The sequence below is a fragment of the Streptomyces sp. NPDC041068 genome, assembly GCF_040647455.1.
In the GTDB taxonomy this organism is placed as follows: domain Bacteria; phylum Actinomycetota; class Actinomycetes; order Streptomycetales; family Streptomycetaceae; genus Streptomyces.
In genome coordinates, this window is the sequence record NZ_JBEZCG010000016.1 from 168,085 (window position 1) to 190,077 (window position 21,993).

A 21,993-nucleotide genomic window follows, 5' to 3' on the forward strand; every position below is an offset into this window, starting at 1 on the left:
ACCAGACTGTGCGAGTCCCGCCCGTGGGCCCTGCGAGGATGGATCCGTGACAGGAAGCGCTGATTCCCCCGGAACCCTGGTCCTCGCGGGCACCCCCATCGGTGATGTCGCCGACGCACCGCCGCGGCTCGCCGCCGAGCTGGCGTCGGCCGACGTCGTCGCCGCCGAGGACACCCGGCGCCTTCGCAGGCTCACCCAGGCCCTCGGCGTGCAGGTGGGCGGCCGGGTCGTCTCGTACTTCGAGGGCAACGAATCGGCGCGCACGCCCGAGCTCGTCGAGGCCCTGGTCGGCGGCGCGCGCGTGCTGCTCGTGACCGACGCGGGCATGCCGTCGGTGTCCGACCCCGGCTACCGCCTGGTCGCGGCCGCCGTGGAGCGCGACGTGCGCGTCACCGCGGTGCCGGGCCCCTCCGCGGTGCTCACCGCCCTCGCCCTTTCGGGGCTGCCCGTCGACCGCTTCTGCTTCGAGGGGTTCCTGCCGCGCAAGGCGGGCGAGCGGCTCTCGCGCCTGAAGGAGGTCGCGGAGGACCGCAGGACGCTCGTCTACTTCGAGGCCCCGCACCGCATCGACGACACGCTCGCCGCGATGGCCGAGGCGTTCGGCGAGGAGCGCAGGGCCGCGGTCTGCCGCGAGCTCACCAAGACGTACGAGGAGGTCAAGCGCGGTTCGCTGAAGGAGCTCGCCGAGTGGGCGGCCGACGGCGTGCGCGGCGAGATCACCGTCGTCGTCGAGGGCGCCCCCGAGAAGAGCGCCGCGGAACTGGGCCCCGACGAGCTGGTGCGCAGGGTGCGGGTGCGCGAGGAGGCGGGCGAGCGGCGCAAGGAGGCCATTGCCGCGGTCGCGGCGGAGGCGGGCCTTCCCAAACGCGAGGTCTTCGATGCCGTCGTGGCGGCAAAGAATGCGGATCGGGGCAGCCCATCGGAGGGCAAAGGACTATCGTGAAAGGCAAAGCGCGGGCCGCGCACCAGGCCTCTTTCCTAAGGAAAGGCCAAATCGGCTCCAATGCTCGACAGGACTGATGCGCTCGCTCCGGGAAAGGCGTCCACTGGTTGAAGGGACGCACCCGTCCCCACGCTTCCGGTCCGGGACGAACCCCCGAACCCCGGTAGTGCTTGTCCCTCGGGCAAGAGGAGCAGCTGGCATGAGTGAGATCGCAGACACCGGCCACACCACGACGGCGATCAGCGTCGTTCACGAGTCGTACGCCTTCGCCTGCATGCGGTGCGGGCACGGCTGGGAGCAGTCGTACGAGATCGAGCACCACGTGGACGCGTCGGGTCAGGAATTCGTGATGTACCTGGCGGACGGCCGGCACGTGCCGTCACCGCTGACCCGCCCCACGTGCCTGAACTGCGGTGGCCATGTCGTGCGGATCATGCGGGCAGGGCAGGTGTCGTCGGTGCTCGACATGATGCGTCGGCAGCACGAGCGGGTGCCGTCCTCGCGGGGCGGGACCAAGCCGGCACAGGACGAGGGAGAGCCGGGCGGCACGGCGGCCAAGGAGGAGCACCCCCACCACTGGCACCTCTCGGACCTGCTGCACGTCTTCCACCGCAAGGCGGGGTGAGACGCCCCGCGGGGGTCTTCGTAGGATCGCGGCATGGCTGACAAAGACGCTGCGCCGCCGCTCCCCGAACCTCTGCGGGTACCGGTCGCCGACTCGCACACCCACCTCGACATGCAGTCGGGCACCGTGGAGGAGGGCCTCGCCAAGGCCGCGTCCGTCGGTGTGACGACCGTCGTGCAGGTGGGCTGCGACGTGCGCGGCTCGCAGTGGGCCGCGCAGACGGCCGCGTCGTACGAGAGCGTCCACGCCGCGGTCGCGCTTCACCCCAACGAGGCGCCGCGGATCGTGCACGGCGATCCCGATGGCTGGTCGCGGCAGGGCGCGCGCGAGGCGGGCGGTGACGCCGCGCTCGACGAGGCGCTCGCCGAGATCGACCATCTCGCCGCGTTGCCGCACGTCAGGGGCGTGGGCGAGACGGGCCTCGACTACTTCCGCACCGGGCCCGACGGCATGGCCGCCCAGGAGCGGTCCTTCCGCGCCCACATCGAGATCGCCAAGCGGCACGGCAAGGCCCTGGTCATCCACGATCGTGAGGCGCACGAGGACGTGCTGCGGGTCCTGAAGGAGGAGGGCGCCCCCGAGCGCACCGTCTTCCACTGCTACTCCGGTGACGCGGCGATGGCGGAAGTATGCGCGGAGCACGGGTACTTCATGTCCTTCGCCGGCAACGTCACCTTCAAGAACGCGCAGGGGCTGCGGGACGCGCTGGCCGTCGCGCCCCTCGAACTCGTCCTGGTGGAGACGGACGCGCCGTTCCTCACCCCCGCGCCCTACCGCGGACGGCCCAACGCGCCGTATCTCATTCCGGTCACGGTGCGGGCCATGGCCGAGGTCCGTGGCATCGGCGAGGACGCCATGGCGGAGGCGGTCTCCGTCAACACGGCGCGCGCCTTTGATTACTGACGGATAACGACACCGGTCCAGTTCAGGGGCACAGTCCAGGGCAACGCAGCGACACAGCGTAGCCATGCCGCTTTGGAGAGTGACGAGAGCTCCGCTAGGTTCTGTCCGCCCGGACCGGAACCCTGGAGCGTCGTCGTGAGCAATTCGCAGTACGAGACGTACGAGACGTCTTATGGGGCGTACGAGACGCCCTATGAGGGGTGGCCGGGTGCGTCGTCGTACCAGGGCGGGGCCGGTGGGTACGGGGGGTCGTCGTACGGGGCCTCGGCGTCGTACGAGGGTTCGTCGGCGTACGGAGGCGGGTCCTCGTACGAGGCTGCGTACGAGGACACGTATCGGCCCGCGTACGAGGCGGTCGCGGAGGCCGCCTCGGGAGCCACCCCGGGAGCCGCGTCGGAAGCCGTTTCGGGCGCCGCGTCGGAAGCCGCCGAAGCGCGGTTTCCCCGGCAGTCGCCCGCCTCCGCGTCCGCCGCGTCCGCCGGGCCGCGTTCCGGTGGACGGGCCGAGGCGCGGCGGGCCGCGCGGCGCAGGAAGACCTCGTCCCGGGTGGACGGGGCGGCGGGTGCCGAGCGGCCCGACGCGATGCGGCGGCTGCTGCCGCAGGCCCTCGTCGTCGCCTTCCTCGCGGGCGGCACCTCCGCGTTCGTCGCCAACGACAAGGCCGTGCAGCTCATCGTCGACGGCAAGCCGCGCACGCTGCACACCTTCGCCGACGACGTGGGCGAGCTCCTCGCCGACGAGGGCGTGGACGTCGGCACCCACGACATCGTGGCGCCCGCGGCCGGGACCGTCCTGGCCAGCGGCGACGAGATCGCCGTCCGCTACGGCAGGCCCGTCCACCTCACCCTCGACGGGGAGCGGCGCAAGGTGTGGACCACCGCCCGCACCGTGGACGGGGCGCTGCGGCAGCTCGGGGTGCGGGCGGAGGGCGCCCATCTGTCGGCCTCGCGCAGCCGGCGGATCGACCGGGACGGGCTCGATCTGAACGTCCGTACGGAGCGGACCGTCAGGATCATGGCGGACGGCAGGGAGCGGACCATCCGCACGAACGCGGCGACCGTGCGGGAGGCCGTCGCGGAGTCCGGGGTGACGCTGCGGGGGCAGGACACGACCTCGGTCGCCCTCGGCAGCTTTCCGCGCGACGGACAGACCGTCACCGTCATGCGGGTCACCGGGACGAAGGAGGTGCGGGAGGAGCCGATCGCCTTCGACGTGGAGAAGACCGAGGACGCGTCGCTGTTCCGCGGCACGGAGGTCGTGGTGCAGGCGGGGCAGCAAGGTGTGCGGCGCGTCACGTACGCGCTGCGGACCGTCAACGGCGTGAAGCAGAAGCCGCGGCGGATCAGGTCCGAGGTGGTGCGGGAGCCGCGGAAGCAGGTCGTGAGGGTCGGCACGAAGCAGATGCCCACGTCGGTGGCGGGGGCGGACGGGCTCGACTGGGGTTCGCTGGCGCACTGCGAGTCGGGCGGGCGGCCGAACGCGGTGGACGGCTCGGGGACGTACGGCGGCCTGTACCAGTTCGACACCCGGACGTGGCAGGGCCTGGGCGGCTCGGGCCGCCCGCAGGACGCCCCGGCGGCGGAGCAGACCTTCCGCGCGAAGAAGCTGTACGTCCAGCGAGGCGCGAGCCCGTGGCCGCACTGCGGCCGGCGTTTGCACGGGTAGGAGCTGAGACCGAACCCATCACTTCTCCCGCCCGCCCGCTGCCCGCGCGAGCCTGCTGTCCCCCCTGCCCGCTGCCCGCGCGGGCCCGCTGTCCCCCCCCCCGCCCGCTGCCCGCGCGAGCCTGCTGTCCCCCCCCTGCCCGCTGCCCGCAGGAGTCTGCTGTCCCCCCGCCCGCTGCCCGCGCGGGCCTGCTCTCCCGCCCGCCCGCTGCTCCTACTCGCACTAGTCTGCTGCCGGGTGAACGGGCGGGTGGGTGGGAGACGGCCGCCGCGCAGCGGCGGAACAGGGGATACCGCCGAGCACCGAGTAACCAGGGGTCCACTCCAGGCCCCGTAACCTGGTGCGGTGAGCACTGAGCACGGCGCCCTCCTCGGCCCCGCCGACATCCGCGAGCTGGCCGCTGCCCTGGGCGTACGCCCGACCAAGCAGCGCGGTCAGAACTTCGTCATCGACGCCAACACCGTACGGCGCATCGTCCGCACCGCCGAGGTCCGCCCGGACGACGTCGTCGTCGAGGTGGGGCCTGGCCTCGGGTCCCTGACCCTGGCCCTGCTGGAGACCGCGTCGCACGTCACCGCGGTCGAGATCGACGACGTCCTCGCCGCGGCTCTGCCCGCGACCGTCGAGGCCCGCCTGCCGGGGAAGGCCGGCTCCTTCGGACTCGTGCACAGCGACGCCATGCTCGTGAGCGAGCTCCCCGGGCCCGCGCCCACCGCCCTCGTCGCGAATCTTCCGTACAACGTGGCGGTTCCCGTCCTGCTGCACATGCTCGACACCTTCCCGACCATCGAGCGCACCCTCGTGATGGTGCAGGCCGAGGTCGCCGACCGGCTCGCCGCCGGACCCGGCTCCCGGGTGTACGGGGTGCCGTCCGTGAAGGCCGCCTGGTACGCGGATGTGAAGCGCGCGGGATCCATCGGGCGGAACGTCTTCTGGCCCGCGCCGAACGTCGACTCGGGGCTCGTCTCGCTGGTGCGGCGCGAGGAACCGGTCAAGACCAGTGCCTCGAAGAAGGAAGTCTTCGCCGTCGTCGACGCCGCCTTCGCGCAGCGCAGGAAGACCCTGCGGGCCGCGCTGTCGGGGTGGGCCGGGTCCGCCGCCGCGGCCGAGGCCGCCCTGGTCGCCGCCGGGGTCTCGCCCCAGGCGCGCGGCGAGGCCCTGACCGTGGAGGAGTTCGCCCGCATCGCCGAGCACAAGGAGGCCGGCGCGTGAGCGCGAGCGTGACGGTGCGGGTTCCCGCGAAGGTCAATGTGCGGTTGGCGGTGGGCGCCGCCCGCGCCGACGGGTTCCACGACCTCGCCAACGTCTTCCTCGCCGTCGGGCTCTACGACGAGGTCACGGTCACCGCCGCCGACGAGCTGACGGTGACGTGCGAGGGGCCGGGTGCCGACCAGGTGCCTCTCGACCGTACGAACCTCGCCGCTCGGGCCGCCGAGCTGCTCGGCGCGCGGTACGGCATCGCTCCCGACGTGCACCTCCACATCGCCAAGGACATTCCCGTCGCGGGCGGCATGGCGGGCGGCAGTGCCGACGGCGCCGGCGCGCTCGTGGCGTGCGACGCGCTGTGGGGGACCGGGGCCTCGCATGGCGAACTGCTCGACATCTGCGCCGAGTTGGGCAGCGACGTGCCGTTCAGCCTGGTCGGCGGCGCCGCGCTCGGCACCGGGCGGGGCGAGAAGCTGGAGCCGCTGGACGTCGGGGGCGCCTTCCACTGGGTGTTCGCCGTCGCCGACGGAGGGCTCTCCACGCCCGCCGTGTACCGCGAGTTCGACCGGCTCACGCCCGTCGCGCCCGCCCCCGAGGCGTCCCCCGCCCTGCTCGCCGCCCTGCGCGACGGCGACGTCGAGGCGCTTGCCGCCACGGTCTCCAACGACCTGCAGCCCGCCGCCCTCTCGCTCTTTCCCTCGCTGCGCGACACCCTCGCCACCGGAACCGAAGCGGGCGCGCTCGCCTCGCTGGTCTCCGGGTCCGGGCCGACGACCGCGTTCCTCACGGCGGACGCCGCCTCCGCGCGGCGCGTGGCGGACGCGCTCCTCGCGTCCGGCACCTGCCGAGCGGCACGCGTCGCGGAATCTCCCGCTCCGGGCGCCATGCTGCTCTAGGTACTCAGCCGCGGATCTGAGTACGCGGGCGCTGACGCCGCGGCGGGGCGGCGCGCGACCGTACGTACATGGGATCAAGCGTTCGCGAACTGGCCGAGCAGACGCCCTCCGGGCGTGACCGGTACATCGACCTGCTGCGGGTCGCCTCGCTCGGCACGGTCGTGCTCGGGCACTGGCTGATGGCCGCCGTGACCGTCGGCGACGACGGCGGTGCGGAGGTCGGCAACCTCCTCGCCGTTGTCCCCGAGCTCCAACTCCTCACGTGGGCGCTGCAGATCATGCCCGTCTTCTTCTTCGTCGGCGGCTTCTCGCACGCGCTCTCCTACCGCTCCCTCAGCCGCAGGTCCGAGGGGCGCCCCGTGTACTCGGCCTTCCTGCGGGCGCGGCTCCAGCGGCTGCTGCGGCCCACCATGGTGTTCATAGGGGTGTGGGGTGCGGGTGCCTTGATCCTCCAACTCGGCGGGCAGGGCGGCGGGTTGCTCGATGTCGCGCTGCGGCTCGTCGCCCAGCCGCTCTGGTTCATCGGCATCTATCTGGCGATGGTCGCCTTCACACCGCCGCTGCTGCGGCTGCACGAGCGCTGGGGGTGGGGCGCGTTCGGCGCGCTCGTGGCGGCCGCGGGCGCCGTGGACCTGGCGCGCTTCGCGTTCGGCGTGCCGTACGTGGAGTTCCTGAACTTCGCCTTCGTGTGGCTCGCGGTGCACCAGCTGGGCTTCCTGCGCGCGGACGGGCGGCTGCGGGTGCGGATGCCGTACGTCCTGGCGGGCGCGGGGCTCGCGGGGGTCTCGCTGCTCGTGGCTCTCGGCCCGTACCCCCTCTCCATGGTCGGGATGCCCGGCGAGCGCGTCTCGAACATGGCGCCGCCCACCTTCGCCCTGCTCTGCCACGGCCTGTGGCTGGTCGGCGCGGTCGAGCTGCTGCGCGCCCCCGCGACGCGGTGGCTTGCCCGGCCGCGGGTGTGGCGTGGCGTGGTGGCGGCCAACGGCATCTCCATGACGGCGTTCCTGTGGCACCTCACCGCGATGCTCGGGGTGTACGGGATGCTGCTCGCCCTCGACGTCCCGCTGCCGGAGCCCGCGTCGGCGGCCTGGTGGGCGCAGGTGCCGCCGCGGATGGCGGCGGCCGCCGCGCTCACCGCCATGCTCGTCGCGGCCTTCCGCCGCTTCGAACGGCCGGGGGCGGCGCGGGAGACCGGGCAGGGCGGCGGCTCGGTGTCGGGCCCGGCGGCCGCGGTCGGCGTCACGCTCTGCCTCTTCGGCGTGCTCGGCCTGTCGATGGTCGGCTTCGGCGGGCTCCTGGAGGGACGTACCGCCCTGCTGATCGCGGTGCACGTGACGGCGCCGGTCGCGGTGGGGATGGCGTTGGCGGGATGGCTGCTCGTGGAGCGCGCGGGCCGCGGGCGCACCCACCGCCGAGGGGTCACCCGCGCAGGCGACTACGCTTGAGGGTCGATCCATCCCCCCTGTCAGGAGTGAAATGGCCGTCAATCTGGTCAATGTCGAGGCAGTCAGCAAGGTGTACGGCACCCGTGCCCTGCTCGACGGCGTCTCACTCGGCGTGTCCGAGGGGGATCGGATCGGCGTCGTGGGGCGCAACGGCGACGGGAAGACCACCCTGATCCGGATGCTCGCCAAGCTGGAGGAGGCCGACACCGGGCGGGTCACGCACAACGGCGGGCTGCGGCTCGGCGTGCTGACCCAGCACGACTCCCTGGACCCCGAGGCCACCGTCCGGCACGAGGTCATCGGCGATCTCGCCGACCACGAGTGGGCGGGCAGCGCCAAGATCAGGGACGTCCTCACCGGGCTGTTCGGCGGGCTCGACCTGCCCGGCTTCCCGCAGGGCCTCGACACCGTCATCGGCCCGCTCTCCGGTGGTGAGCGGCGCCGCATCGCGCTGGCCAAGCTGCTCATCGCCGAGCAGGACCTGATCGTGCTCGACGAGCCGACCAACCACCTGGACGTCGAGGGCATCTCGTGGCTGGCCGGCCACCTGCGGGCGCGGCGCTCCGCGCTCGTCTGCGTGACGCACGACCGCTGGTTCCTGGACCAGGTGTGCACCCGCATGTGGGACGTACAGCGAGGGTCCGTCTTCGAGTACGAGGGCGGGTACTCGGACTACGTCTTCGCGCGTGCCGAGCGCGAGCGCATCGCGGCCACCGAGGAGACCAAGCGGCAGAACCTCATGCGCAAGGAGCTGGCCTGGCTGCGGCGCGGCGCCCCCGCCCGCACCAGCAAGCCGAAGTTCCGCATCGAGGCCGCCAACGAACTGATCGCCGACGTGCCGCCGCCGCGGGACACCAGCGAGCTGATGAAGTTCGCGACGACCCGGCTCGGCAAGACGGTCTTCGACCTGGAGGACGTGTCCGTCCAGGCCGGGCCCAAGATGCTGCTCAAGCACCTGACCTGGCAGCTCGGCCCCGGCGACCGCATCGGCCTGGTCGGCGTGAACGGCGCGGGCAAGACCTCGCTCCTGCGTGCCATGGCCGAGGCGGCGCGCAGCGAGGGCGACGTGCAGCCCGCGGCCGGGAAGATCGTCGTCGGCAAGACCGTGAAGCTGGCCTACCTCTCGCAGGAGGTCGCCGAGCTGAAGCCGACGCTGCGGGTCCTGGAGGCCGTGCAGCAGGTCCGCGAGCGCGTCGACCTCGGCAAGGGCCGGGAGATGACCGCGGGGCAGCTCTGCGAGACGTTCGGGTTCAACAAGGAGAAGCAGTGGACGCCGGTCGGCGACCTGTCCGGTGGTGAGCGGCGCAGGCTGCAGCTGCTGCGCCTGTTGATGGACGAGCCGAACGTCCTCTTCCTCGACGAGCCGACCAACGACCTCGACATCGAGACGCTGACCCAGCTGGAGGACGTGCTCGACGGGTGGCCCGGCTCGATGGTCGTGATCTCCCACGACCGGTTCTTCGTGGAGCGGACGACGGACAAGGTGTTCGCGCTTCTGGGTGACGCCACGATGCGGATGCTGCCGCGCGGCATCGACGAGTACCTGGAGCGGCGGCAGCGGATGGCCGAGGCCGCCACCACCGCGTCGGTGCCCGCGGCCGCGCCCGTGCAGGACGCCGCGGCGAAGACCGTCTCCGCCGCCGACGCGCGCGCCGCCAAGAAGGAACTGCAGAAGATCGAGCGGCAGCTGGACAAGGTCTCCGACAAGGAGGCCAAGCTCCACGCCCAAATCGCCGATAACGCCACGGACTTCGAAAAGGTGGCCAAACTGGACGCCGAACTCCGTGAACTGATCGGGGAGCGCGAGGAGTTGGAAATGCGCTGGCTGGAGCTGGCGGAGGACGCGTAGAGCTCCCGTGGAGCTCGCGTAACGGACGCATCACGGGCCGGTCCTCCCTTGGGAACAGGGGAAGGACCGGCCCCGTGTGGTACGGGGTCAGGGTGATAGAAAGGCTGACCTGAGAGCACCACTTGGCGTGCCGAAAATCAGTGAAGGGGGAAGCGCTGATGACTCAGCCGCCCAACCAGCCGCCGCACGGCGGCCACGGAGCTCCGCAGGATCCACGGAACGCGGGAGCGCCGCAGCCACCGGGTCAGCCACCGCAGCAGCCGGGTCAGCCGCCGCAGGCCCCGCCGCCCGCCGCCCCGCAGCCGGGGCAGCCCCAGCCCGGTTACGGCTACCCGCAGACCCCGCCGCCCGCGTCCGACAACCCGTACGCGCAGCCGACCCAGCCGCAGCAGCCGGGCCCCTACGCCCAGCCGCAGCAGCCCGGCCCCTACGGCGGCCAGCCGCAGTACGGCTACCAGCAGCAGCCGCCCACGCAGCCGCAGTTCCCCGCGGGCCCCGGCGCGAGCGGAGGCGGCAGCGGCAAGCGCAACAAGATGCTGGTGATCGGCGCCGCGGCCGTGGCCGCGCTGCTCGTCGCGGGCGGTGTCACCTGGGCCGTCGTCGGCGGCGGTGACGACGAGGGCAAGAAGAAGTCCGAGGCGAAGAACAAGGACCCCAAGCCCAGCGCCTCCGCCCCGGTCAACCCGGGCGACGGCAGCGGCGACGGCTACGACGGCAAGGAAGACCTCAACGAGGGCCGCCAGGCCGGCGAGGCCAAGGTGCTCTGGTACAAGGAGGCGCCGAAGGTCCCCGGCTCCGGCGGCGACGCCCCGGGCATGTGGGTCAAGGACGACATCGTGGTCAAGGCCGCGTACAAGCAGCTCCTGGCCTACAACGTCACGACCGGCAAGACCGCGTGGAAGGCCATCACCTTCCCGCAGAAGATCTGTGCCGCCACCAAGACGGCCACCGACGACGGCAAGATCGTCGTGGCGTACAAGGAAGGCACCAAGTCCAACGCCAAGTGCAACCAGCTCCAGGTCGTCGACCTGGCGACGGGTGACAGGGGCTGGGGCAAGCCGGTCAAGGAGGAGGGTCTCTTCGACTTCGCGCTGCAGACCCACCTCGTCCTCGTCGGCGACATCCTGATGGTCGGCCGCGACCAGTCGGGCACGGCGCTGCGGATGAGCGACGGCAAGAAGCTCTACGTCGCGGACAAGAAGGAAGAGGGCACCTGCTTCCCCAACGGCTTCGCCGGCGGCGAGAAGCTGATCATGGCCCTGTCCTGCGGCGCGAGCACGGACAACGAACACGACGAGCTGCAGCAGCTCGACCCGAAGACCGGCCGCGCCCTGTGGACCAAGAAGTTCCCCAAGGGCTGGCGCATCGGCAAGGTCTACGGCGTCAGCCCGACGATCGTGTACCTCAGCAACCCGGAAAAGAAGCAGTGGAACATCACGGTGCTGAAGGAGGACAGCGACAAGACGCGCTCCGAGGTCAGCATCGACGACAACTTCGCGCCGCAGTGCGACACTTCGGTGCTCAGTCGTGAGCTGGGCGGCTGCCTGGGCGTGACGTCCGACGACAAGAACCTCTATCTGCCGACCGACGAGAAGAGCGGCGCCAACGAGGTCGTCGCGATCAGCCTCGACACCGGCAAGGAGGCCTGGCGCACCAAGTCGCCGATGGAGGAAACGATGCTGCCGCTGAAGATGGAGGGCGGCTCGATCATCGCGTACGTCACTCCGTCGTACGACTCCGGCGGCCGCGTCGTCTCCATCCCGACGTCGGGCTCGCACAAGCCCAAGACCCTCCTGCAGCACCCGAAGGGCACCTCGCAGATCGAGAGCGGCTTCTACTCGAAGGACGTCGACTACGTGGATGGGCGCTTCTACATCTCGACCACCAGCATCATGAGCTCGTCCGGCCAGTCGAAGCTGATGCTCGCCTACGGCAAGTGACCTGCCCCGCCGCTTAGTACGACCCTCTCGACCGCTCTCGTCCCCAAGGAATAGACGACGTCATGACCCAGCCGCCCCAGCCACCGCAGCAGCCCCCGAACGAGCCCCCGCAGGGCGGCTTCGGCGCGCCCCAGGAGCCCCCGGCCGGCGGCTTCGGCGCCCCGCAGTCCCCGCCGCCCGGCGGCTTCGGCAAGGCCCCGGAGCCGTCGTACGGCTACCCGCAGCAGCCGCCTGCCCCGGGCCAGCAGCCCCCGGCCCCGCAGACGCCGCCGCCCGCGCAGCCTCCGGCCCCGCCCGGCCAGCCGCCGCAGACGCCGCCTCCCGCGGCCCCGCCCGCACCCCCGGCGGGCCAGCCCAACTACGGCTACCCGCAGGCACCGCAGGCCCCCCAGGGCTACGGCTACCCGACGCAGCCCGCGCAGCCGCAGTACCAGCAGGGGTACCAGCAGCCGCCCACCATGCCGATGCAGCCGCAGCCCGCGGCCGGTGCCGGGGGCGGCAAGAAGATCAGCAGCCAGATGACGATCATCATCGCGGCGGTCGCCGCGATCGCGCTGATCGTCGGCGGCGGTGTCTTCTACGCCTCGACGAAGGACGACGACTCCAAGACCACCTCGCAGGGCTCCGGCGAGAAGGACGGAAAGGGCGGCAAGGGCGGCGAAGAGGGCGGCAAGGGCGGCGAATCGCTGCCCGAGCAGGGCCCGGCCAAGGAGAAGGCCCCGTCGAACACGACGGCCAAGGTCCTCATGCAGCTGCCCCAGCCGGAGATCCCCAAGGACCAGATCTGGACCGCCACGGGCTCCGTGCTGACCGATGACGTCTACGCCAAGGCGGGCATCAACGAGCTGAACGGCTACGACCCGGACACCGGCAAGAAGAAGTGGACGGTCCCGCTCTCCGGCATGACCTGCGCCATGTCGCGCGAGGTCACCGAGGACGGCATCGCCGCGGTCGTCACCGAAGAGGCCAAGCGGAACAAGAAGGGTGACTACCAGCAGTGCACCAACGTCTCCGCGATTGACCTCAAGTCCGGCAAGAAGCTCTGGACCGAGAGCGCCGAGGCCAACGGCGTGAAGGCGACGTTCAAGGAAGTCACCATCTCGGGCACCACGATCGCCGCGGGCGCGGGCACCTCCAGCGGCGGCGCCGCCTGGGACGTCACCGGCAAGTCCCTGTGGTCGCCGAAGGTCGGCAAGTGCGAGGACGTCGGCTACGCGGGCGGGGACCAGCTGGTCGCGGTCCGCAAGTGCGGTTCGTACGGCGACTACCAGTACAAGGTCCAGCTCCTGGACCCGAAGACCGGCGACGACAAGTGGACGTACCCGCTCGCCGACGGCATCGACAACGCCAAGATCATCTCGACGAACCCGGTCGTCTTCGGCCAGGACACCACCGAGATCACCGCGTCCGGCGTCACGGACGTCTTCGCCATCGGCAGCAACGGCAAGCTGCGCTCCAAGATCTCCCTGGAGGACGGCAAGTACGACCACGACTGCGGCGTCAACATGGTCAACGACTGCAGGGCCATCGTCGTCGGCAACGACCGGCTCTACGTCCCGACCCGCCAGCACGACGGCAGCGGCGAGAGCTACAACCGCACCAACGAGATCGTGTCCTTCTCGCTGGCCACGGGCAAGCCGACCAGCGACCGCGCGGTCGCCGGTGACAACGGCGAGATCTTCCCGGTCCGCATGGACGGCGGCAACGTCATCGCGTACAAGGCGCACGGCTACCAGAAGGGCGCCCAGATCGTCTCGCTCGACGGCAAGACGATGAAGGAGACCAAGCTCCTGGAGACCCCGAGCTCCGAGGCGGTCACCGACGCGATCAGCGGCATGGTCCCGAAGTCGAACGAACTCCTCTACGGGAACGGGCACTTGTTCCTCGGCAAGAAGCTGCTGAGCAAGCCCTACTCGAAGGACGAGAAGGAGTACGTGGCGATCGGCTTCGTCGCGAAGTAGGCACCGTATCCGCAGGTCCACGCATGGCGGCCGTCCCCTCGGAGCTCGAGGGGGCGGCCGTCGTCGTATCTGTACCACCTGCTGCTCCCCATCACCCCTGAATAGACGGGATTTCGGCATTCCGAGCCGCTTCTGGCCGGTAGGGGGCGCGCAACGTCGAACAAGCGTGTAGCTTCCGGGAGATGGAGGGCCGGGGGGCCTGGGGGAACTGGGGGGTTGCTATGGGTGTGCGGCTCATGGTGGTCGACGACCACCGACTGCTCGCCGAGGCGCTCGCCTCGGCGCTGAAGCTGCGCGGGCACCGGGTGCTCGCCGCGGCGGCGCCCGCCGCGGGCGCGGCGGAACTGGTCATCAGCAGAGCGCCCGAGGTCTGTCTCCTCGGCACGGCCACACCGGCCGAGCCGGGCATGTTCGACCCGGTCGTGAAGATCAAGCGGGAGCGCCCGCAGGTGGCGGTCGTGGTGCTCGGCCCGGTGCCGAACCCGCGCGGGATCGCCGCGGCCTTCGCCTCCGGCGCGTCCGGATACGTACGCCATGACGAGCGCATCGAAGGAGTGGAGCGCGCCATCATGAAGGCGCGCGCCGGGGAGGCCGCCGTCGCGCCCCAGTTGCTGCAGGGCGCCTTCAGCGAGCTGCTCAACCCGGCCGCGCAGCCCGACGACGAGGGCCAGCGTCTCCTGCAGATGCTCACGCCGCGCGAGGTCGAGGTCCTGGTGCGGGTCGCGGACGGCGAGGACACCCGGCTGATCGCCGCCGGGATGGGGATAGCCCCGAGCACGGCGCGCACGCATGTGCAGCGGGTCCTGATGAAGCTGGGCGTCGGCTCACGCCTGGAGGCCGCCGCCCTCGCCGCGCGCACGGGCCTCCTGGAGCGCGCCGAGCGTCCGACGTCGTCCTACGCGAACAACAACACGGACATGACGTCGGGGCCTGAGCCACCGCAGTGAACTCGGGCCCCGTACGGGCGAATTGGCCACTCGTGGGTCAGTCGTCCTCTGCCTCATCGGCGGGCGCGGCCGATGGGCGCAGCCAGAGCCAGCCCAGGAAGAACAGGCCGAGGGCCAGCATGCCGAGGCCGGTCCAGAGGTTGATGTTGATGTCCTCGGCCTTCCTCAGGTCGGCGTCGGACGCGGTGATGCCGGCGATCGTCACGATGATGCCGTAGACGACGAACAGGCCGCCGATGATCCGCCGGATGTCGAAGAGGCGGGCGGCTGTCGCGGACTTGCGCTCCAGCTCGGAGACTTCGTTGTGCAGCTCGGACATGGTGTCGGTCCTCCGATCGGGGCTAGAGCGAGTAGGGCAGGTAGCAGGCGGCGGCGAGTACGATGGCGCCCCAGCCGAGCAGGGCGGGCCTGCGGTACCACGCGTCGTCGCCCTCCGCCGCGTCCTTGTCGTCCTCGCCCTCCAGACCCGGCGAAGCCGTTCCGTAGACCAGACCGGCCAGTTCGGCCTCCGGCTTGGGGGCGGTGAAGAGCGTGACGACGACCATCACCACGGCACCGGCGACGAAGCCGACGATCGCCGAGACGAAGTTGGCGCCCTGGTCGGTCGGGATGTCGATGACGCCCTGCTTGTAGATCCAGAAGTAGTTCACCATCGCGGCGGTCGTGCCCGCGAGCAGGCCCCACACACCGGACTTCATCGAGGCCCGCTTCCAGAACATGCCGATGATGAAGACCACGAACATCGGGACGTTGAAGAAGGAGAACAGGGTCTGCAGGTACCCCATGATGTTCGAGAAGCTCGACGCGATGAACGCCGTGCCGATCGAGGCGAGCACGCCGATCGCCGTGATGAGCCGCCCGAACCGCAGGTAATAGACGTCCTCGCGGTCCTTGATCACGTACTTGGCCCAGATGTCGTACGTGAAGACGGTGTTGAAGGACGAGACGTTCGCCGCCATGCCCGCCATGAACGCGGCGAGCAGACCGGTGACCGCGATGCCGAGGACGCCGTTGGGCAGCAACTCCTGCATCAGATAAGGGATCGCGTCGTTGTACGTCAGGCCCGACCCCGCCGTGCCGATCTTCGGGACGAGGACGGCGGCGACCAGGCCCGGGATCATCACCAGGAAGACGATGAAGATCTTCGGGAAGGCGGCGATCAGCGGGGTGCGCTGGGCGGCGCTCAGGTTCTTCGCGGAGAGCGCGCGCTGCACCTCGGCGAAGTTGGTCGTCCAGTAGCCGAAGGAGAGCACGAAGCCGAGGCCGAGGATGATGGTCAGCCAGTTGGCGCCCAGCGGGTTGGCGTCACCGATGCCGGTGCCGCCCCAGGCGGTCATGAAGTTCTCGCCGTGCTGCTTCTCGATGGAGCCGGTGAGTCCGTCCCAGCCACCGACCTTCTTCAGGCCGATGACGCAGATCGGGATGAGCGCGGCGAGGATCACGAAGAACTGCAGGACCTCGTTGTAGATCGCCGAGGAGAGGCCGCCGATCGTGATGTACGCGAGCACGAACAGGCCCGCGACGACGATCGCCACCCACTGCGGCCAGCCGAGCAGCGCCTCGACGACGATCGAGAGGGCGTAGAGGTTCACGCCCGCGATGAGGATCGCCGCGAAGGCGAAGAGCGCCGAGCTGAGCAGATGCGCGGACTTGTCGAACCGCTGGAGCAGGAACTCCGGGACGGAGCGGACCTTGCTGCGGTAGTAGAACGGCATCATCACGAGGCCGAGGAAGACCATCGCCGGGATGGCGCCGATCCAGTACCAGTGGACGACCGCGACGCCGTACTGCGCGCCGGTGGCGGCCATGCCCAGGATCTCGGTGGCGCCCAGGTTCGCGGCGACGAAGGCGAGACCGGTGACCCAGGCGGGCAGTGAGCGGCCTGAGAGGAAGAAGTCGAGGCTCGTCCTCACGGAGCGTCGGGCGGCGAATCCGATGCCGAGGACCACCGCGAAGTAGATCGCGAGGATCGCGTAGTCGAGGCCGTTGGTGGGCAGCCGAAGCCCCTCGGCCAGGGTTTGAGTGGGGGACTGCATGGAGGAACTCGCTTCGTTGCGCGAACGGATCAGACCGGAACCTACGCCCCCTGCTTCAATAACTGAACAGTTCTGTTGGTGTTCTTTGTTTGATTGTGATCGAGCCTTCCGGGGGCCCGGGTGGAGTGCGGGAGCAGTGCGGTGGGATCGCGGGCATTGACTGTGCTGTTGGCTTGTGATTTGTTATGTGCGGTTCTGTTGGGTGGGTGATGAGGAGCCCCGGACGTGAAGAAGACCTCGACCCGTCTCGCCGACGGTCGTGAGCTCATCTACTACGACGTGCGCGACGACGCCGTCCGCGAGGCCGCCGACCGGCGTCCGCTCGGGCCCGTCTCGACCACCTCGGAGATCCGCAGGGACCCCCTCCTCGGCGACTCCGTGGCCATCGCCTCGCACCGCCAGGGCCGCACCTACCACCCGCCGGCCGACGAGTGCCCCCTGTGCCCCTCCGTCGGGGACCGGCTGAGCGAGATCCCCGACTCCTCGTACGACGTCGTGGTCTTCGAGAACCGCTTCCCCTCGCTCGCCGGTGACGCCGGCCGCTGCGAGGTGGTCTGCTTCACCTCCGACCACGCGGCGTCCTTCGCGGACCTCACCCCCGAGCAGGCGGGCCTCGTCCTTGAGGCCTGGACCGACCGCACCGCCGAGCTCTCCCATCTGCCCTCGGTGGAGCAGGTCTTCTGCTTCGAGAACCGCGGCGCCGAGATCGGCGTGAGCCTCGGCCATCCGCACGGGCAGATCTACGCCTATCCGTTCGTCACCCCGCGCACGGCCCTGATGCTCCGCTCGCTCGCCGCGTTCAAGGAGTCCTCCGGCGGCCTCAACCTCTTCGACGACATCGTCGCGAAGGAGGGCGCCGGTGAGCGGGTCGTCCTGGAGGGCGAGCACTGGGTGGCCTTCGTGCCGTACGCGGCGCACTGGCCCTACGAGGTGCACCTCTACCCCAAGCGCCGAGTGCCCGACCTGCTCGCGCTGGACGAGGCGGCGCGCACGGAGTTCCCACAGGTCTATCTGGAACTCTTGAGGCGCTTCGACCGGATCTTCGGCTCAGGGGAAGGCGAGGCCGAGAGCCCCACTCCCTACATCGCCGCCTGGCATCAGGCGCCCTTCGGAGCGTTGGAGGGGCTGGAGGGATATGAGGGGATCAATCGTGATGATTTCGCCCTCCACCTTGAACTTTTCACGATTCGCCGCACTTCGGGCAAGCTGAAGTTCCTCGCGGGTTCCGAATCCGGCATGAGCGTGTTCATCAACGACGTGCCGCCGGAAGCCGCGGCCCAGCGACTGCGAGAGGTAGCGAGTTCATGAGCGGTAAGTACCTGGTCACCGGTGGAGCGGGCTATGTCGGAAGCGTGGTGGCCCAGCATCTGATCGAGGCCGGGCACGAGGTGACGGTCCTCGACAACCTCTCGACCGGCTTCCGCGAGGGCGTCCCGGCCGGCGCCGCGTTCATCGAGGGCGACATCCGCGACGCCGCCAAGTGGCTGGACTCCTCCTACGACGCGGTCCTGCACTTCGCCGCCTTCTCGCAGGTCGGCGAGTCCGTCGTGAAGCCCGAGAAGTACTGGGACAACAACGTCGGCGGCACCATGGCGCTGCTCGCCGCGATGCGCGAGGCGGGCGTGCGCAGGCTCGTCTTCTCCTCGACCGCCGCGACGTACGGCGAGCCCGTGAACACCCCCATCACGGAGACCGACCCGACCGCCCCCACCTCGCCGTACGGCGCCTCCAAGCTCGCCGTCGACCACATGATCACCGGCGAGGCCGCCGCCCACGGCCTGGCCGCCGTCTCGCTGCGCTACTTCAACGTCGCGGGCGCGTACGGGGAGTTCGGCGAGCGCCACGACCCCGAGTCGCACCTGATCCCGCTGGTCCTCCAGGTCGCGCAGGGCCGCCGCGAGGCGATCAACGTCTTCGGCGACGACTACCCGACCCCGGACGGCACCTGCGTACGCGACTACATCCACGTCGCCGACCTCGCCGAGGCCCACCTCCTCGCGGTCGCGGCCGCCACCCCCGGCGAGCACCTGATCTGCAACCTCGGCAACGGCAACGGCTTCTCCGTGCGCGAGGTCATCGAGACCGTGCGCGAGGTCACCGGACACCCCATCCCCGAGGTGACGGCCCCGCGCCGCGGCGGCGACCCGGCGGTCCTGGTCGCGTCCGCCGCCACCGCGCACGACAGGCTCGGCTGGCGCCCGTCCCGCGCGGACCTCGCGGGCATCGTCGCCGACGCCTGGGCGTTCGCCCGGCGCACGGCCTAGGTCACAGGTCAACGGCCCAGGTCACAGGTCAAGGGACAACACATGGAGGGCAAGGGGCTCATGGGGTCGGTCGCCGAAGTCGCCGCACAGTTCGAGGAGTTGTACGGGTATGCGCCGGACGGGGTCTGGTCGGCGCCCGGACGGGTCAACCTCATCGGCGAGTACACGGACTTCAACGAAGGCTTCGTGATGCCCCTCGCTCTCCCGCACACCGCGGTCGCCGCCGTCGCCCGGCGCTCGGACGGCGTCCTGCGGCTGCACTCCGCCGACATCGACGCCCCGCTCGTCGAGCTGCACGTGGACGAGCTCGCGCCGCTGTCCGACGGAGGCTGGGCCGCGTACCCGGCCGGGGTCGTCTGGGCGCTGCGGGAGGCCGGGCACGCGATCGGCGGCGCCGATCTGCACCTGGCGTCGACGGTCCCGACCGGCGCGGGCCTCTCGTCCTCCGCGGCCCTGGAGGTCGTCACCGCCCTCGCCCTCGACGACCTGTACGAACTCGGGCTCACCCGGCCCCGGTTGGCTGTCCTCGCCCAGCGCGCCGAGAACGGCTTCGTGGGCGTCCCCTGCGGTGTGATGGACCAGACGGCGTCGGCGTGCTGCACCGAGGGCCACGCCCTGCACCTGGACTGCCGCGACCTGTCGATACGTCAGGTGCCCTTCGACCTGGCGGCGCAGGGGCTGCGGCTCCTGGTCGTCGACACCCGCGTGAAGCACGCGCTCGGCGACGGCGCCTACGCCGAGCGCCGCGCCGGGTGCGAGGCGGGTGCGCAGGCGCTCGGGGTCTCGCATCTGCGTGACATCGGGTACGCCGAACTCCCCGCCGCCCTGCAGAAGTTGACGGACGAAAAGATCCGCAGGTACGTGCGTCACGTGGTGTCGGACGACCACCGGGTCGAGCGGGTCATCGGGCTCCTGGACGCCGGTGACGCCCGCGCCATCGGCCCCGTCCTCACCGAGGGCCACGCCTCGCTCCGCGACGACCTGCGCATCTCCTGCCCGGAGCTGGACCTGGTGGTGAGCTCCGCGAACGAGGCCGGCGCGCTCGGCGCCCGGATGACCGGCGGCGGCTTCGGCGGCTCCGCGGTCGTCCTGGTGGAGGAGGCGGACGCGGACGCGGTGACGAAGTCCGTCCTGGACGCCTTCGCGGCGGCGGGCTTCACGGCGCCGCGCGTGTTCCCGGCGGTGGCCTCGGCGGGCGCGCGCCGCGAGCGCTGAGGCCTTCGGGGCGCGGAGTCCTTCGGGGGTGCCGAGTCCTCCGGGTGCCGAGCCCTCCGGGAGCGCGCCTAGGTCAGGCGCTTGGTCAGGGTGAACTCCTTGACGCCCTCGGGGTAGTCGGGGATCACACACACCAGCTCGTACCCCTGGCCGCGGTAGAAGCCGGGGGCCTGGAAGTCCCAGGTCTCCACACGGGAGTTGAGGCAGCCGCGCTCCTCGCGGGCCATGCGCTCCGCCTCGGCGAGGAGGCGCGAGCCGAGGCCCGCGCCGCGGTGGCGGCCGTCGACCCAGAGGTGGTTCACGTGCAGCCAGTGGGCCCAGGTGTGCGCGGCGAGCCCCGCCGCGAGGCCGCCCGCCCCGTCCAACGCCCAGAGCGCCAGCGGGACTTCCTGGTCGTCGACCGTCCCGCGCAGGGCGCGGAGCTCGGGAGATGCCGCTGTATTCGACGCGCTCAGCCGCGAACGAAGCAGACCAAGCCGCTCCTTGTCGACTCCTGTCTCAATACGAAACATACGGCTCACCATAAACGCGCCGGCCAATCAGTTCTGCAAATCAGCTTCCGCTCCCGGCGTCCGGCCCTACTCTGAAGGACAGTGCCGGTGGGGGCCGGCGCTGATCAGGGGGCGAGACAGTCGGGTACGACGCCCGGCGTGGGGGTGGCAAGCAGAGCACGGCGGCGGCCGTGCCCCTGCGGCGACCCCCGTTCCGGGCGCCGTACCTGCGCCAATCGTTCTCCGGCGATCTTCCGACGGGGACATCCCCTGCTCCTAGGAGGGAGCGCGGGGAAGGGGGTTTCTGTGGTCCGCATTCGAGTCCTGGTCGTCGACGACCATCGCATCTTCGCCGAGTCGCTGGCCGCCGCGCTGGCGGCCGAGCCCGACGTGGACGTGTCCGCGGCCGGCAGCGGCCCCGCCGCGCTGCGCTGCCTGGAGCGGGCGGTCGGCGAGGGGCGCAGATTCGACGTGCTGCTCGTCGACGCCGACCTCGGCAGCACCGCGAGCGCCCTGCAGGGCACCCGCCCCGCCGTCCCGGTCCAGGAGGGCAACGCCGACGGTCTCGTCGACGGTATCTCCCTGGTGGCGGGCGTCCGCTCGGGCCAGCCCGCCGTGCGCACCGTGGTGCTCGCCGAGAAGGACGACCCGCGCCGCGCGGCCCTCGCACTGCAGGCGGGTGCCTCGGGCTGGGTCGCCAAGGACTGCTCGCTCTCCCGCCTCCTGACGGTCATACGAGGAGTGCTCCGGGACGAGACCCACCTGCCGCCCGCCCTGCTCACGGGCGTCCTGCGCGAGCTGACCGCGGCCCGCAAGCACCGCACGGAGTCCGAGCGCCTCGTGGAGTCCCTGACCCCGCGCGAGCGCGAGGTCCTGCGCTGCATGGTGGCGGGCCTGGGCCGCAAGGCGGTCGCCGAGCGCCTCTTCCTCTCCCCGCACACGGTGCGTACGCACATGCAGAACGTGCTGGGAAAGCTGGGCGTGCACTCCACACTGGCGGCGGTCGCGCTCGCCAGGCGCGCGGGCGTCGGCCCGGTCGACCTAGCCGGGGATGTTGTCGAACGGGGCGGTCAACTGGCGTAGCAGCCCGGCCAGTTCGCCCCGCTGGGCCCGGGAGAGCTCCGCGAGGATCGCCCGCTCCTGCTCAAGGAGTCCCGCGAGGGCCTGGTCCGCGCGGTCCTGCCCTTCGGCGGTGAGGCGCACGAGCACGCCGCGGCGGTCGCTGGGGTCGGGCAGCCGCTCGACGAGGCCCTTCTTCGCGAGGCGGTCGATGCGGTTCGTCATCGTGCCGGACGTCACGAGCGTCTGGGTCAGGAGCTGACCGGGGGAGAGCTGATAGGGGGCGCCCGCGCGCCGCAGCGACGTCAGGACGTCGAACTCCCAGGGCTCCAGATTGTGCTCGGAGAACGCGAGCCTGCGGGCCCGGTCCAGGTGCCGCGCGAGCCTGCTCACACGGCTGAGCACCTCGAGTGGTTCCACGTCGAGGTCCGGGCGCTCCCGGCGCCACGCAGCGACCAGCCGATCGACCTCGTCCTCCATGACGATCAGTGTAGGGGGTCTGTCGACATGAAGTCTCTTGACGTCAAGATATCTTGCGGTCGAGGATG

Annotated in this window: 19 protein-coding genes; 15 read left to right on the top strand and 4 right to left on the bottom strand. The window is 71.0% G+C overall.

Annotated features, from left to right (window positions below; genetic code table 11):
• Positions 1 to 46: 46 nt before the first annotated feature.
• The 11 genes from rsmI to AB0B50_RS32945 all read left to right on the top strand — a co-directional run bounded on the left by rsmI (position 47) and on the right by AB0B50_RS32945 (position 14,380).
• Positions 47 to 943: a 16S rRNA (cytidine(1402)-2'-O)-methyltransferase gene (rsmI, locus tag AB0B50_RS32895; RefSeq protein ID WP_362339461.1), complete on the top strand. Its 897-nt coding sequence runs from the start codon at positions 47 to 49 to the stop codon at positions 941 to 943.
• A gap of 199 nt (positions 944 to 1,142) precedes the next feature.
• Positions 1,143 to 1,568, top strand: a complete 426-nt coding sequence (locus AB0B50_RS32900) for a hypothetical protein (protein WP_362339462.1) — start codon at positions 1,143 to 1,145, stop codon at positions 1,566 to 1,568.
• A 33-nt stretch (positions 1,569 to 1,601) separates the two neighbouring features.
• Complete coding sequence (locus AB0B50_RS32905) at positions 1,602 to 2,471, top strand: TatD family hydrolase (protein ID WP_362339463.1); 870 nt, start codon at positions 1,602 to 1,604, stop codon at positions 2,469 to 2,471.
• A gap of 135 nt (positions 2,472 to 2,606) precedes the next feature.
• The gene (locus AB0B50_RS32910; RefSeq protein WP_362339464.1) at positions 2,607 to 4,136 is read left to right on the top strand and encodes a ubiquitin-like domain-containing protein; all 1,530 of its coding nucleotides are present in this window, start codon (positions 2,607 to 2,609) and stop codon (positions 4,134 to 4,136) included.
• A gap of 345 nt (positions 4,137 to 4,481) precedes the next feature.
• On the top strand, positions 4,482 to 5,348 hold the full coding sequence (gene rsmA, locus AB0B50_RS32915; RefSeq protein WP_362339465.1) for a 16S rRNA (adenine(1518)-N(6)/adenine(1519)-N(6))-dimethyltransferase RsmA: 867 nt from the start codon (positions 4,482 to 4,484) through the stop codon (positions 5,346 to 5,348).
• On the top strand, positions 5,345 to 6,238 hold the full coding sequence (locus AB0B50_RS32920; protein WP_362339466.1) for a 4-(cytidine 5'-diphospho)-2-C-methyl-D-erythritol kinase: 894 nt from the start codon (positions 5,345 to 5,347) through the stop codon (positions 6,236 to 6,238). Before rsmA ends, AB0B50_RS32920 begins: the two co-directional genes overlap by 4 nt.
• A 68-nt stretch (positions 6,239 to 6,306) precedes the next feature.
• A complete protein-coding gene (locus AB0B50_RS32925) occupies positions 6,307 to 7,683 on the top strand; it encodes an acyltransferase (protein WP_362339467.1) in 1,377 nt (458 codons plus the stop codon).
• 31 nt (positions 7,684 to 7,714) lie between these two features.
• Positions 7,715 to 9,532 (top strand): ABC-F family ATP-binding cassette domain-containing protein, encoded by a 1,818-nt coding sequence (locus tag AB0B50_RS32930; RefSeq protein WP_362339468.1) that lies wholly within the window; start codon positions 7,715 to 7,717, stop codon positions 9,530 to 9,532.
• Positions 9,533 to 9,690: 158 nt separating this feature from the next.
• On the top strand, positions 9,691 to 11,472 hold the full coding sequence (locus AB0B50_RS32935; RefSeq protein WP_362339469.1) for a PQQ-binding-like beta-propeller repeat protein: 1,782 nt from the start codon (positions 9,691 to 9,693) through the stop codon (positions 11,470 to 11,472).
• A gap of 62 nt (positions 11,473 to 11,534) precedes the next feature.
• Complete coding sequence (locus AB0B50_RS32940; protein ID WP_362339470.1) at positions 11,535 to 13,433, top strand: PQQ-binding-like beta-propeller repeat protein; 1,899 nt, start codon at positions 11,535 to 11,537, stop codon at positions 13,431 to 13,433.
• A 221-nt stretch (positions 13,434 to 13,654) separates the two neighbouring features.
• Complete coding sequence (locus AB0B50_RS32945) at positions 13,655 to 14,380, top strand: LuxR C-terminal-related transcriptional regulator (RefSeq protein ID WP_362339471.1); 726 nt, start codon at positions 13,655 to 13,657, stop codon at positions 14,378 to 14,380.
• A gap of 37 nt (positions 14,381 to 14,417) precedes the next feature.
• Here AB0B50_RS32945 and AB0B50_RS32950 read toward each other — a convergent pair whose 3' ends face one another.
• Positions 14,418 to 14,699 (bottom strand): hypothetical protein, encoded by a 282-nt coding sequence (locus AB0B50_RS32950; protein WP_362339472.1) that lies wholly within the window; start codon positions 14,697 to 14,699, stop codon positions 14,418 to 14,420.
• 22 nt (positions 14,700 to 14,721) lie between these two features.
• A complete protein-coding gene (locus AB0B50_RS32955; RefSeq protein ID WP_362339473.1) occupies positions 14,722 to 16,416 on the bottom strand; it encodes a sodium:solute symporter family protein in 1,695 nt (564 codons plus the stop codon).
• Between the two features lie 225 nt (positions 16,417 to 16,641).
• On the opposite strand from AB0B50_RS32955, the gene galT reads away from it, so the two are divergent.
• The 3 genes from galT to galK are packed head-to-tail and all read left to right on the top strand — an operon-like array spanning position 16,642 to position 19,895.
• Positions 16,642 to 17,724 carry a galactose-1-phosphate uridylyltransferase gene (gene galT / locus AB0B50_RS32960; protein WP_362339474.1) on the top strand — a complete coding sequence of 361 codons (1,083 nt, stop codon included), beginning with the start codon at positions 16,642 to 16,644 and terminating at the stop codon, positions 17,722 to 17,724.
• The gene (galE, locus tag AB0B50_RS32965) at positions 17,721 to 18,680 is read left to right on the top strand and encodes a UDP-glucose 4-epimerase GalE (protein WP_362339475.1); all 960 of its coding nucleotides are present in this window, start codon (positions 17,721 to 17,723) and stop codon (positions 18,678 to 18,680) included. The genes galT and galE overlap by 4 nt, the downstream gene beginning before the upstream one ends.
• A 60-nt stretch (positions 18,681 to 18,740) precedes the next feature.
• Complete coding sequence (galK, locus tag AB0B50_RS32970) at positions 18,741 to 19,895, top strand: galactokinase (RefSeq protein ID WP_362339541.1); 1,155 nt, start codon at positions 18,741 to 18,743, stop codon at positions 19,893 to 19,895.
• 68 nt (positions 19,896 to 19,963) lie between these two features.
• On the opposite strand, the gene AB0B50_RS32975 is transcribed toward galK, so the two are convergent.
• Positions 19,964 to 20,419 (bottom strand): GNAT family N-acetyltransferase, encoded by a 456-nt coding sequence (locus AB0B50_RS32975; RefSeq protein ID WP_362339476.1) that lies wholly within the window; start codon positions 20,417 to 20,419, stop codon positions 19,964 to 19,966.
• A gap of 273 nt (positions 20,420 to 20,692) precedes the next feature.
• On the opposite strand from AB0B50_RS32975, the gene AB0B50_RS32980 reads away from it, so the two are divergent.
• On the top strand, positions 20,693 to 21,469 hold the full coding sequence (locus AB0B50_RS32980) for a response regulator transcription factor (RefSeq protein ID WP_362339477.1): 777 nt from the start codon (positions 20,693 to 20,695) through the stop codon (positions 21,467 to 21,469).
• On the opposite strand, the gene tamR is transcribed toward AB0B50_RS32980, so the two are convergent.
• Complete coding sequence (gene tamR, locus AB0B50_RS32985) at positions 21,428 to 21,925, bottom strand: MarR family transcriptional regulator TamR (RefSeq protein ID WP_362339478.1); 498 nt, start codon at positions 21,923 to 21,925, stop codon at positions 21,428 to 21,430. The genes AB0B50_RS32980 and tamR overlap by 42 nt on opposite strands.
• Positions 21,926 to 21,993 lie beyond the last annotated feature (68 nt).